Origin of the sequence: Winogradskyella damuponensis (genome assembly GCF_039538385.1) — a bacterium.
Lineage (GTDB): Bacteria > Bacteroidota > Bacteroidia > Flavobacteriales > Flavobacteriaceae > Winogradskyella > Winogradskyella damuponensis.
Genome location: NZ_BAABCB010000020.1, coordinates 1 through 13,211, shown reverse-complemented (window position 1 = coordinate 13,211; position 13,211 = coordinate 1). Strand labels below are relative to the sequence as shown.

14 protein-coding genes are annotated in these 13,211 nt (G+C 30.9%); 2 read left to right on the top strand and 12 right to left on the bottom strand.

From position 1 onward, the window contains the following. Positions 1-100: 100 nt before the first annotated feature. From ABD730_RS11815 to ABD730_RS11790, 6 genes are read right to left on the bottom strand one after another with little or no spacing between them, the layout of a single operon-like run. Positions 101-1,432, bottom strand: a complete 1,332-nt coding sequence (locus ABD730_RS11815) for a DUF58 domain-containing protein (RefSeq protein WP_334470854.1) — start codon at positions 1,430-1,432, stop codon at positions 101-103. Positions 1,433-1,482: 50 nt separating this feature from the next. Then, positions 1,483-2,481: an AAA family ATPase gene (locus ABD730_RS11810; RefSeq protein WP_334470856.1), complete on the bottom strand. Its 999-nt coding sequence runs from the start codon at positions 2,479-2,481 to the stop codon at positions 1,483-1,485. Then, positions 2,463-3,686 (bottom strand): DUF4350 domain-containing protein, encoded by a 1,224-nt coding sequence (locus ABD730_RS11805; protein ID WP_344714818.1) that lies wholly within the window; start codon positions 3,684-3,686, stop codon positions 2,463-2,465. Before ABD730_RS11805 ends, ABD730_RS11810 begins: the two co-directional genes overlap by 19 nt. Next, entirely contained in the window at positions 3,683-4,417 is a 735-nt protein-coding gene (locus ABD730_RS11800) for a DUF4129 domain-containing protein (protein ID WP_334470860.1), read from the bottom strand. The genes ABD730_RS11805 and ABD730_RS11800 overlap by 4 nt, the downstream gene beginning before the upstream one ends. Further along, entirely contained in the window at positions 4,418-5,305 is an 888-nt protein-coding gene (locus ABD730_RS11795; protein ID WP_344714816.1) for an SLC5/6 family protein, read from the bottom strand. 3 nt (positions 5,306-5,308) lie between these two features. Beyond that, a complete protein-coding gene (locus ABD730_RS11790; RefSeq protein ID WP_334470864.1) occupies positions 5,309-6,319 on the bottom strand; it encodes a stage II sporulation protein M in 1,011 nt (336 codons plus the stop codon). Between the two features lie 36 nt (positions 6,320-6,355). Between ABD730_RS11790 and ABD730_RS11785 the strand changes: the two genes are divergently transcribed. Together ABD730_RS11785 and ABD730_RS11780 are read left to right on the top strand one after the other, a co-directional pair. Beyond that, positions 6,356-7,072: an RDD family protein gene (locus tag ABD730_RS11785; RefSeq protein WP_334470866.1), complete on the top strand. Its 717-nt coding sequence runs from the start codon at positions 6,356-6,358 to the stop codon at positions 7,070-7,072. A gap of 93 nt (positions 7,073-7,165) precedes the next feature. Beyond that, positions 7,166-7,786, top strand: coding sequence for a trimeric intracellular cation channel family protein (locus tag ABD730_RS11780; protein WP_334470868.1), 621 nt, complete (start codon positions 7,166-7,168; stop codon positions 7,784-7,786). Between the two features lie 3 nt (positions 7,787-7,789). Here ABD730_RS11780 and ABD730_RS11775 read toward each other — a convergent pair whose 3' ends face one another. From ABD730_RS11775 to ABD730_RS11750, 6 genes are all read right to left on the bottom strand, one after another. Then, on the bottom strand, positions 7,790-8,530 hold the full coding sequence (locus ABD730_RS11775) for a YqjF family protein (protein ID WP_344714813.1): 741 nt from the start codon (positions 8,528-8,530) through the stop codon (positions 7,790-7,792). Between the two features lie 16 nt (positions 8,531-8,546). Beyond that, complete coding sequence (locus ABD730_RS11770; RefSeq protein ID WP_344714811.1) at positions 8,547-9,236, bottom strand: hypothetical protein; 690 nt, start codon at positions 9,234-9,236, stop codon at positions 8,547-8,549. Positions 9,237-9,255: 19 nt separating this feature from the next. Continuing rightward, positions 9,256-9,627 (bottom strand): hypothetical protein, encoded by a 372-nt coding sequence (locus tag ABD730_RS11765; RefSeq protein WP_344714809.1) that lies wholly within the window; start codon positions 9,625-9,627, stop codon positions 9,256-9,258. A gap of 162 nt (positions 9,628-9,789) precedes the next feature. Beyond that, the gene (locus ABD730_RS11760; RefSeq protein ID WP_344714807.1) at positions 9,790-11,226 is read right to left on the bottom strand and encodes a S41 family peptidase; all 1,437 of its coding nucleotides are present in this window, start codon (positions 11,224-11,226) and stop codon (positions 9,790-9,792) included. A 63-nt stretch (positions 11,227-11,289) separates the two neighbouring features. Further along, positions 11,290-12,063, bottom strand: a complete 774-nt coding sequence (locus ABD730_RS11755) for an AraC family transcriptional regulator (RefSeq protein ID WP_334470878.1) — start codon at positions 12,061-12,063, stop codon at positions 11,290-11,292. 199 nt (positions 12,064-12,262) lie between these two features. Then, on the bottom strand, positions 12,263-13,021 hold the full coding sequence (locus ABD730_RS11750) for a hypothetical protein (protein WP_344714804.1): 759 nt from the start codon (positions 13,019-13,021) through the stop codon (positions 12,263-12,265). Positions 13,022-13,211: the final 190 nt, after the last annotated feature.

Here is a 13,211-nt window from a genome sequence, read left to right as displayed (position 1 = left end):
TCAGTTTATATAATTGACTTTACTGAATTGTAATTTTATACAGATGAACTGTTATTCGGGTTAAAAACTTATGAGTTACTTTTTAAATTTAGAAAAGTAATTACAAAAGTCCACGAGCTTTAATTTCTAAATACTTATTAATAGTATTAATTGTTAAATTCTCGGGAGCCGTTAAAATAGACTGTATGCCGTGTTTTTGAAGCTCTTTGACCATCAATCGTTTTTCAAAAGCAAATTTTTCGGCTATGGTTTTATGATAAATGGTTTGTAAATCTTCTGCATTTTCATTTAAGATTGTATCTAATTCTGTATTTTCAAATAAGACAACAACAAGCATGTGTTTTTTAGAAATGGCTTGCAAGTAGGGCATTTGACGCTTTAAACCACTAATGTGTTCAAAATTGGTGTAGAGTAGAAGCAGGCTACGATGGGTAACTTTTCGTTTTAATTGCGCATAAAGTAAACCAAAATCGCTATCGGTAAATTGTGTGTCTATGTTGTATAAGGTTTCTAAAATACGGTTGAGGTACGTTAGTTTTTGAATGGCAGGCAAAAAGGTTTCAATCTTTTTTGAGAATGAAATCATACCAACTTTATCATGTTTTTTTAAGGCTACATTACTAAAGGCCAAGGTTGAATTAATGGCATAATCTAATAGTTTTAAGCCATTAAAAGGCATTTTCATTATTCTACCAGTATCAATGATAGAGTAAATAGGTTGTGATTTTTCGTCTTGAAACTGATTGACCATCAACTGTGCGCGTTTTGCCGTGGCTTTCCAGTTTACGGTTCTAAAATCGTCGCCTTGGACATAGTCTTTTATTTGTTCAAATTCTGAAGTATTACCGATACGTCTAATTTTTTTTAAGCCAATTTCGGTTAGTGCGTTACTTATGGCTAGAAAATCGTACTTCTGCATTTGAATAATGGATGGATAAACCATTACCATTTGCTGATTTTGAAATTTATATTTTCGTTTTATAATTTTTAAAACAGATGATACAAATATATTGAGGTGGCCAAAGTAATATTCACCTCTATCTACAGGTCTTGCTAAATATTCAAAATTGTGATTCTGAGTTGGATTTAAAGAGGTTTGGTAAGAGAAATCCCGTTTTTGGAATTGTACAGGTAACTCGTCAATAACGTCTAAATGGATTTTAAAGCCATAATTATTGGTTATTGTAATTGGAATAGGGTTGTTGTCACTATTCGAAAATTTATCGGGTAAAATTCGCCTTGCATTTAAAGCGTTTTTTGGTTGATAGAGTAGTAGTATGTCAATTAATAATAATACAATTATGCAAATAGTTAATATCCAGGCTACAGCGTATAAAACAGGGATCCAATACGATAACAGAAAGCATACCGATGCCAGAGCTATATACATATAGAGCTGTTTGTGTATGTATAATGATTTTAAAAATTTCATATTTGCTTACTGCTTACTGCTTACTGCTTACTGCTTACTGCTTACTGAGACTATCGTGGTACTTCAACCGATTGTACAATCATTTCAATTACGTTTTCAGTAGTCATACCTTCCATTTCGCGTTCTGGCGTTAAGATAATACGATGGTTAAGTACAGGGTTTAACGATTTTTTTACATCTTCTGGAATCACAAAATCACGTCCGTTTATGGCTGCAAAAGCTTTGGCTGTATTTAAAATAGCGATCGAAGCTCTTGGCGAACCACCAAGATATAAATGTGGATGATTTCTAGTTTTAGAAACAATCTCTGCGATATATTTAATGATTTTTTCTTCAACAAGAATTTCTTGTGTTTTGCTTTTGTAATCTTCTAATGAAGCGACATCTAAAATGGCGTTAATTCTTGTTTGTGGTTTCTCGCCTTTGCGTTCGTGATGTGAGGCAATAATTTTAATTTCATCTTCTAAAGACGGATAATCTACTTTGATTTTAAAAATAAAACGGTCTAATTGTGCTTCTGGTAACGCATAAGTTCCTTCTTGTTCAATAGGGTTTTGAGTTGCTAAAACCATAAAAGGATTCTCAAATTTATAGGTTGTGCCATCTATTGTAGCTTGACGTTCTTCCATGGTTTCAAATAATGCAGCTTGCGTTTTGGCAGGAGCTCTGTTAATTTCGTCAATAAGAACGATATTTGAAAAAATGGGACCATTTTTAAATTCAAATTCCGAAGTTTTCATATTTAAAATAGAGGTTCCTAAAACATCACTTGGCATTAAATCGGGTGTGAATTGAATTCGGCTAAATTCTGTTTTTAATACTTTTGCAAATAATTTTGCTGTTACGGTTTTAGCAATACCAGGAACACCTTCTATAAGAACGTGACCATCTGCCAATAATGCCACAATAAGTAGTTCTACAAAATGATCTTGCCCAATAATAACTTTTCGCAATTCGGCTTTAATACTTTCTACAGCATTTTTTAAACCTTCTAATTGTATTCTATTATCAAAATTTAAGTCGTCGTTTACTATGTCGGTATCTTCCATTGATTATGGGATTTAAATTGTTCTATTAAGCTATTTAGCCTTTCTAATTCGATATTACTTATTTCTGTTTTTTGATCTAAACTTCTAATAAGTTTAAATAAAGTCTGTGTGTCTTCAAGTGTATTATTACTTCTTGCAGCTAAGTTTTTTAAAAAACTAGTGTTTATGTCTGCAGTTGATAAGTGCATTGTATTTCTAATATACTCTAAAAAATGATGAATTTTATGTTGCGCAATATCTTTATGCTTTCCGTTTTCGTAATACATATTGGCAATCGTTTTGGTAAAGTCTACAGTCTGATTTTTTAAAGGTTTTATAATTGGGATGGCACGTTGTTTTCGTTTACCTTCGAAAATAATATAGATTAATGCTCCAATTAATACCAGATAATAGGCCCATTTTAAAGATTTAGTATTTAAAAATAAATACATTGGAGAAGTGTAAAAGGTCTTTCCTGTCTTGTAATAAGTGTCTACATAAATTGGCTTACTGGTATCTATATATGATAAAAGTCCTGCGGTATAATTTTGATTAGGGGATTGTAATATAAAGTAATTAGTAAAAGCCTGAGGAAATGTGTTTAGTATAATTTCACCTTTACCAAAGGGCTGTTTTATACTGCTGATTAAAGAATCTTTAATTGGTTTGTTTGCACCTCTGTATTTATCAATTAATCCAATAACTGAAGTTTTTAGAGTGTCAATTTTATTAAAATAATAGAATGTTGTTGCTTTTTCGTACTTATAGGACGTATTATTAGCTAACAAAGGGTTTACTAGTTTTACTTGATATTTGTTATTAAAATTGTCAATAATATTTACGGCTTTAGTATCTAGGTTTAAAGTATCTAGTAATTTATGTTCAAAACCAACGGCAGAAACCATTAGTGTGTTTCCTTTGCTTACCCAATCTAATAAACTATTTAATTCTTCGTTTCCAAAGTTAATCCCTCCATTATAAAACAGATAAGTTCCATTAATAGTGTTGTTTTTTAAGTACTCAAAAGGCGGTCTGTCTATAATATTAACAGTATTGGCAACACGTTTTAACTGCTCATTAAAGACATAAGAGCCAAAAGGGATTTTATGATGTGTAGCATAAGACGGAAACCAATTGAGTTGTTTAGGTTTGGTCATTTCTATTACAACAATTGATAAAATTGCGAAAGCCACAAGTACGATATATAGTTTTCCTTTTTTACTCAAGGTGCTGTAATTGTTTTATTTAAATTTTCGAAAGGCAATTTTAAAGTTTCAAACTTTATAGCATCGACATTAAACTCTCCGTACCATACATAATCATAAATTCTAGTGATATTTTTAAAATCGATTTTTAAATGATCTTTTTCAATTTCATTGATGTAATCTTCATTTGTTTTTTGAGGCTGCCATAAAATATGATCGCTTTCAGTTAATTGTTTTAAAGAAAGTAGATAGTAATACCGAATGGCCAATCTGTAATTTTTTTGCTGAATAGCATCTTTTATCAAAGCATTAATATCTTCATTTTTAATGATTTGTTCTTCTTCAGTAAACGATATTGAGGCTTCTTTTTTTGCTTTGGTTATTAGGTTGTTTGAATTAACTTTTAGGAAAAACCGAATTAATAAAAAGATTAAAACGCCTAATAATATATAGGGCAAAATTCGAAACATAAAGTAAAGAAATCCTGTGGCAGTGCCAACACCAAAAATAGATTCCCAAAACTTAATAAGGAAGTTTCTTAGCCATCGTTTTGCTTTATCAAAAAAGTTTTCTTCGGCTACAACTTCGGTATAATTAAAATCGTCATCGGCTTTATACGTTTCTAAGTCTTTTTCGGAAATGTGTTGCTTTTCTATTACGGAATCATCGTATAATATAGGTTGCTCGTTTTGTTGCGCAAAAGAAAATTGCCCAATACAAAAACAAATAAGAAACCATTTATATACAAGCATTTAGTCTTCTATTTTTCCAATTTCACTAATACGATCATAAGTTCCAGTAAAGTTTGTTTTTTCATGCAGATGAAAATATATAATAGCTCCACCAACAATTAAAATGATGTTTAAAAAGAACTGAAAGAATGTGTTAAGCACATTCAAGAAAATGAGAATAGGATCTTGAGAAAAAGTGCTCATATTAGCGGGGTCAATTTCGCCAGAAAAAACACCTGTACTAATTAGAGTATAAATAACTGTAGGAATAGAAAAGACCATACCAAGAACATAATAAATTACACCTAAAATAAGGAATGCTCCAAAAGCGGTCCAGAAATCTATATTTACTAATTTAAAACTCTGACTATATGCATCTGATGTAGAACGTTTAGGTTCAAAAACATAAATACTAAAGACAATTGCCATAGGAATCATTGCGTAGAACACAGGGAGAAAGCAAAGTAAAGCAGCTATAAATAAGGTAATACCTTTTAAAAAGCTTAACCCTAAAAAGGACCAAAACGACTTGTGTACATTGGTTTTTACCTCTGTTGGATCAACAACCCCTTTGTTATCAACATAAGACTTTATATAAAAAAGAACAGAAGCTACAGTAAGTATATATGCTGCAATTGCAGAAATTAAGTAAAAAATGGCTGTGGTTATTATAACAAAAACACTCGAAGAGTTAAAACTAGGCTCTCCAAAAGAGCTAAAGTTAAGGACATCTCCAGAGACATAATTGTAAGCTGCAAGTGCAATCATAAAAACAACAATAGCAGGACCTGCAATATTGATAACTGTTTTTATAAAAGGTTTAAATTCGTTTCTAATAAATCCAAAAGTATCACTTAAAATACTACTAAAATCGCGTTGTTTTCTAAATTCAATGTATGGTTTGTTCATTATTTAATTGGTTTGGGAAAGTGTTAATGTTGTTGTATTTTTTTGTTCAATATTTAATTTAGACTTCTTGTGTAATTTAATGGGGTAAATTACGTAGTAAAATAAGATTAGAGCAAGTGAACTCGAAATAATTAATATAGCGAGCCAATCTGGCATTTCGGTATGTCTGGTAACAAAACCTTCTAAAAAACCAGCGATTATAAAAAACGGTATAGTACTCATAAGAATTTTTAAGCCATTAATAACGCCACGCTTAAAGGATTCTAATCTAGGGAGTGTCCCTGTAAATAACATGCCATTTCCCATAACAAGACCAGCGCAGCCAGCGACAATAATAACAGATATTTCAATAGTACCGTGAATCCAAATGGTACGCGCAGATTCCCATAATAAGCCTTGCTCGTAAAAAAAGTATTGAAAACCACCTAGCATAATGCCGTTCTGCATCATAAAATATAAGGAACCAATACCTAGTAAAATACCATAGCCAAAAGCAAATAAAGCTACTTTTATGTTGTTTAAAGTAATACCTAAAAACATATTAAACTCACCTTGCTCTTTATATACAGCCATTGGATCACCTTTTTCTATATTCTCTAATGTCATATTTACATAAGCATCGTTAAGTCCAAAAGACCTTACGAAATCGGCATCAGTAGCCGTAGAGTATGCACCTATAAAAACAAAAAAAGCAAAGGTTAAAAAGGTAATAAATAGTTCGCGATGATGTTGATAGAACATCGTTGGGAACTCCGTTTTAAAAAAGCCAATGAGTCTATTTTTAGGTTCTTTTTTAGTTTTATAAATACGTTGATGAGCTTTAGATGCGAGCTGATTAAGGTAGCGTTCTGTGTTGCTATTAGAATAAAATGTTTTTGCGTAACTTAAATGATCGGTAACTTCTATATATAGATCAGAAAGTAAATCGGGATCGATTTGAGTATTATTAGTTAGAATATTTTCAAATTCTAACCATTTATCTTTATTTTGCTTTACAAAAGCTGCCTCGCGCATTATAATCCCTTTTTAGACTTCCAAAGAAAAGAAAATATGGATGAATTTCAAATAGAAACAGCCCAAAATGTAGGGATAAATCAAAATGTTGCTAGTATTGGTGATAGAATGTTTGGTTACCTTATAGATAGTGCTGTAATTCTTCTTTATTCTATATCTGCAATATTACTTTTAACCACTTTAAATTTGGATCCAGGTGATACTTGGGCTATTTATTTATTGGTGTCTTTACCTGCATTTTTGTATTATGTTTTGCTAGAAACTTTTTTCGATGGAAAAACTATAGGGAAAATGTTAATGAAGACTAGGGTTGTAAAATTAGATGGTTCTAAACCGAGTTTTGCGAATTACTTTGTAAGATGGATTTTACGTATTGTAGATGTGGCTTTGACCTCTGGTGGTGGTGCAGTAGTAACCATTTTATTAAAAGGCAATGGACAGCGCATTGGTGATATTGCTGCAGGTACAACTGTAATTAGTGAAAAAGAAAAATTGACCATTGAAGATACACTTATTAAAGATATTCCGTTAGATTATGTTCCTGTATACAGCCAAGTAACGGTGTTAAATGATAGTGATATGCAAACTATTAAAAATTTATATGATGATGCCATTAGAAATGGAAACCATAATGTCATAGTAAACTTACACTATCGCCTTTTAAAAGTGATGGCAATAGAGACAACAGAGAAACCAATAGATTTTGTAGCGAAAGTAATAAAGGATTATAACTATTACACTCAAAACATGTAATTAGAAAATCGTAGATTCAGCGTAGCTAATCTCATTAATCAAGTGAATTCTGTTTTAAGTACAGAATAACTAAAATGAAACCATAATACATTCATGTTTTTTCAAATTGTAGATATATTAGGAACTATAGCTTTTGCTATTTCTGGCGCATTAATAGCCATGAACAAACGTATGGATCCGTTTGGCGTACTCATAATTGCTTTTGTTACAGCAGTTGGCGGTGGTACATTACGTGATGTTATGATTGGCATTGAACCTGTCTCATGGATGCGAAATATGACTTTTGTGTATGTTATTATTGGTTCTGCTGCATTTGCTGTTGTTTTTAGAAAACGCATCAGTTACCTTAGAAAATCACTTTTTTTATTCGATACTATTGGTATTGCACTTTATACTGTTGTTGGTGTAGAAACTGGACTTGTGGCAGGATTACATCCTCTTATTTGTATTGCAATGGGAACCATGACGGCATGTTTTGGAGGTGTGTTAAGAGATATTTTATGTAATGAAATTCCTGTAGTTTTTAGAAAAGAAATTTATGCAACAGCTTGTATCTTGGGAGGCTTAACTTATTTTTTACTACTTCAATTTTTTGAGGACAGAAACTATTTATTTGTTATTGCAGGTTTGGTAGTTATTATTGTGCGATTAATTGCCGTGCGCTATAAAATTAGTTTACCTACTTTGTATAAGAAGGACGAAGATATACTCTAATTTTTAGACCTTGTTATAGCTAGTTTTATCTTTTTTGGTCTTTCCCCAAGCAACAACATTAACACCTTTAGAATATTGAACTTTGTTTGGTTCGTTTTTTAGAAGGTTTTTAAACCTTTGGTAATTGAAGTCAATTGCAGTGATGTTAATGTGATGAATTGGCCATTCTAAATGGTGAATTTCAAACGCGTTTATAGCTTGTTTTGTATCTTGAAAAAGGGCGTATCTTTCCGTTAACCATCGGTCTAACTCTGATTTTGTTTTAAGCGTTTCTCCAATTGAGAATCTAACATCCAGTTTGTCATTAAAGGCAGCATTATATGATTGGTATTGGTTTGCTGTTCTCTTAATTTTTGAATAACGATATGGAAGTTCAGAAATTGCTTTTGCAATTTTACAAGAGAATCGTTTTCCCCCTTCAATACTTAAAAAATAGACACCGGTTTTAGATCCCGATTTTACATAAGTTCTAATATTAATTTCATCAAAATCTGAAACTGCGGAGAGCGATGGGAAGTATTTAGGTCTGATTTTTTCCATAGTGAATGCTACCACGGAAACCCAAGGTTTGCCCTCAAAAAGGTCCATTTCTAATTCTTTTGGTACAAATTTTTTGAGTTCCTCTAATTCAACTTCCCAATGAAGAAATATGGTATTATTCCACTCTTGATAGAATTTCCAATTTTCAGTGGGTATTTTCCAAGGTCTGTGCTCAGTGGTTTTTAATAGGTCTTGGATTTTCATTTTTTGAGTTGAATACTTAGTTTTTGTTAGAATCGTTTTTAAACACCATTAGCTTTATTGTTTTCTCAGAATCTTCTAAGATTATAATTTTATAATGCTTCCATTCTATAGTTATACCCTTATCTTCAGTATTATTTAGAGACGTAAAAGACACCATTTTCTGTGCCTCGTCTTCTGATAACAACATATGATATGAGTTAAAGGCATCGGTTTGGTTGCCATTTATATCCTCAGACCATTCTCCAATATAATCCTTAAATATAATTTCAAGGTTACCAATTACAGCAGTTTGACCCAAATCTATAAACATTGGTTTTTCAAAGTCTAATTGTGTAATAACTAACGCTACGTCGTCTTTATCCATTTTTAAATCAAAAGAATAGTTTTGATATGCTTTTGGATAGTTTGCTTTTTTACGATCACTAAACGCATCATAACACCATAGGAAAGTAGCGTATTTAGTATTGTTTTCAAATACGTTTAATTCTAGCTGAATTTGCGGTGAGTCGTTATTTATTAATGTTGATTGAATGAATAGATTTGAAGGTTCTATAACTAATTTTTCAAATTGAATACTAGGATTTTTTCCTGTTTTTAAAGGTATTGTAATCGAATCGTTTGTCATGTTCTTTTCTGATTGTGTATATCCCGTGTATGGCATACATACAAGTAATAAAATCCATATGTTAAATGTGAGAACCTTCATAGTTAGGTATAATTTATCATTAATAAAGGCTATCAAATTTGAATGCTAACATATAATAAAGTAGGCCTATTGTTGTCAATAAATGAAGTCCAAATCCAATAGCATTTAAGACTTTGACGTAGGTTTTATTAAAAAAACCAAAAATAGCGCAAAGGGCAAATAGTAAAATACAAGCTTCTAAACCAATGACCACTATTTCTCTAAATTCAAAGTGATGCTCTTTTATATTCGGAATAGTGGTGGTCCAAAAGACAAATATACCGATTACTATAACCATATTTAAATACGGAATTATTAATGTTGATTTCCTCTTTTTGTAAGCGACGATAATGGCTGCTAAATGGCAAATCAAGATAATAATTAGCGTTGTATTGATATATGTGTCAATCATAAGTGGCTGTAAGTGAGTTTGTGGCGTGTTTAAGTACCTAATTTAACAAATAAAAACCGAATAGACATGAGTGAAGCGAACTGTGCGTAGCAAAAAATAACAAGGATTTTCAGTAGTAGGCGAGAACAAACAATTACTTATAGCCATTGTTAGGCAACGTTTTTATTCCATTATTTTTTTAATTGTAAAATCTTTTTTTGTGTTTTTTCCATTCAAATAAGCTTTCCAAGTTTGAGGTACTTCGTAGTTAGGTATTACCCCTCGTCCTTTTATTTTTGGTTCTACATTAATTTGAAAATGAACAGTCGGGATTTTTGCCTCAATTTTTGAATTTGGCAATTTCACATATTCTGAATACCCGCTAACATTTCCTTCGTAAGTTCCACCAGTTTCTTCTCCGATGAATATTCCTCTGTCAGTCATTTTTATCAAGCTGGCAAATTCTGCACCGCCCGAAAATGTTCTGCCACTTATCAAAACGTATAGTTTTTCATTGTAAATCAGTTCTTTTTGCGGTTTTTTATAGCCTAAATCGGAATAGTAATCGCTGTACAGGGTAAAATTTCCTCTCTTGGCAAAGGTGTTTTGAAACGTCCATTTATCCTCAATATAACCTTGTTTACTTTTGTTTTTTTGATAGGGTTTTGGAAGCATTGTTACTTGTTTGTATTTCTGAACGACTTTGTTAGATAAGTAGCTAAAAAGTAAATTTTCATTACCTTCTGTTCCTCCACCATTGGCTTGAATGTCAATAATTAGGTGCTTTATGTTCAGGGAATCTATTTTTTTGAAGTTTTTTTGATAAAACTCTTCGTAATCTAGGTTGTCATCGCCAAAACTAGGAATGCTCAAATAGGCAATGGAATCGTTAATTTGCTCAAATTTAAAATGATTATAGTCAAAATCTTGTGAAGCAAATTTGGCATTTTTGGTCTTGAATTTTGTAAATCGGATGGCGGGAACAGTCAATGTTTGAATTTTATCATTTCCGAACTTTTGAATCTGAAGTTCAAATTTTTTCTTTTTGCCGTAAACCAATCTGTAAAGTAAAGAGAAATTCAAGCCTCCAATCCATTCGTGTTTTGAGGTTTCATTAAAACCGTCTGTTGGGATTAAAGGGTAAAGTTTTTCAAGAATATCGGTTATTTTTCTACCGTTAACGGAAACTATTTTAACGCCTTTTTCAAGGTGTGTAATATTGCTTCCATAATGTTGTGTAACAATCAAGTTTCCATCACATAATTTAACCGTTAATGGTATAAAGGATTTTGAGAGTCCAAGTTTTATCATTGCCCCCTTTGGAAGCTCAATTGATGTATGTCCTTCGTTGGTTAATCCAATAACATACCTTAACTTTTCGTAGAACTCTAATTTTGTTTGACGTTTTTTTAATGTGTTTCGTATACTGTCAATTTTCGCATTTGTTTCATTTTTTCCGACATATTCATAAAGTCCCTGATGTTGTAATTTTAGTTCTGTGATTAAATAATCAAAATCTTCAACAAATTTTTTATGTGAATTAGAATCATCTGTTGATTGAGCAAAAATTGAATTTGATATTATAAAAAAGAGAAGAGAGAGGGCTAATATTCTTTTCATTTGGTTTAAATTTTTTCCAAATGTAATGCAGTCATAATATTAGTACTTGTATAATATTGGCAATTATAGTTTTTCAATAATGCTTTGTTGGTATTTTTTAGGTGAAATTCCTACAAAACGCTTAAACGTTTTGGAAAAATGTGCCAAGTCTGTAAAGTTGTATTGATACGCTAATGTTGTAAGTTCTGTATTTGAATTAATTAACATTTTACTTGAAAAAACTTTTTTCATCAATATGTAATTAATTGGCGTCATACCTGTAGCTGCTTTGAATTTTTTAGCAAATCCATATTTATTAATATTCGCAATTTTCGATAGTTCATTTAGACTAAACTTTTCGCAAATGTGTTTTTCAATGTAGTTATTAATTTGCTTAAAACTATTTAGATTTAATTCAGAATATTCTTTATCGTTTTCTTGCGAGTGCGATTTGATGGTATTAATAAATTGATGTAGATTAAATTCAATATTTTCAGTTTCTTGTTTATCAATAGCATTTTTAAGTTCTATAAACAATTTGTTAGCGTTTTTACTATTTATTTTTCTGTTTATAAATTTAATATTCTTTCCATTTAGTATGTCTTTCATCAATTGATTAGGAATGTATATTGTATCAAATTTCAATTGAGTTGTTTTGTCAAATAGTGGATTAGAATGTATTTCGTAAGGGTTCGTTATTGAAATAGAACCAGCTTCACTAAAAAGGCTTTGATGTTCAAAATCAATTTGTTCAATTCCTGAATGTATTAGCGAAATGCAAAACGTTTCGTGAAAGTGCTTTGGAAATTCAGTAGTTTGGTTTTCAATAGTGATATATTCTAAATCATCTAAAATCATTCTTGTTTTCTCAATGTTTTTTCAAATGTTGTCTAACTCACGTGTTTGTGTTATGGCTAGTGGCGTGGTTAAGTACCTAATTTAGTAAATAAAAACCAGATAGACACGAGCGAAGCGAACTGTGTGTAGTAAAAATCCGCAAGGATTTTTGTAAGTAGGTTTTTACCAGTAATTAATTTTATACGTTGTTGTGCTTTCGTTATTTTTTAATTTCGGTTTCCAAGAGATTAATTATTTCCTTATTCAGTTCAATACATTTTTCGTGTCTATCAAGTAATAATGATTTATATACAATCAGGTTTTCAACGATATTTTCAAATTCAATGTTTTTGAGTAGATCATTATTGTTTATTTCAAATCCTGATTTAGGAAATCTTATTTTAGTAATTTCTTCGTCATTGGTTTTTTCATCAGAATTTAACCAACTGCCATTTTTAATAATGTATCTAATAAAGTCATCAGAAAAATCAATTACAGATTTTTCTCTGTCTTTTAATGTTTCAAGTGTTGGTAACCAAGAAGAAAGTTTATTCCGTAAAATATCGTTTTTTATTATACCGAGATTACCCGAGTTAATCAAATCCAATAAAAACCCATTTTGAGGATAGTATTTTGGAACGTTTCCAACCGATTGCAGTAAACTATCGATATCGAATGAAGCTTGATATTTACTACCTGTATTATCAAGAATTATGAAACTATTTTTTTTAATTTCTTTTAGTTCTACAATAGATTTATTTAATTCTGATTGATTGTACTCAAAATCCAGTTTAAGATTAAGAAGTGCCTTTCGTTCAAAATCATTTTTATTTAAGGCATCATTATAATTATTCAATTGCAATGCAATTAAAATTCCGATAACAACAAGAATAATTTCTCCAATGGCATAAATCAGGTACTTACTGAATTTATTTTCAGAGAGTAAATTTTGTCTAATTTTTCTAAAGAATTTTATCATTGGTTAGCGGTTTGTGGTAATGAAGCACAACGTGATTGTGTATGGTTAGTTGCGTGGTTAAGCAACTAATTTAGTAAACAAATACTTGCCAGAGAAAATTCCGAAGGAATTTTCCAGATAAGCACTTGCCAAAGCAATTAATTATACACGGCTTAAGTTTACAATTCATTAAATTTAAGGATAAATCAGA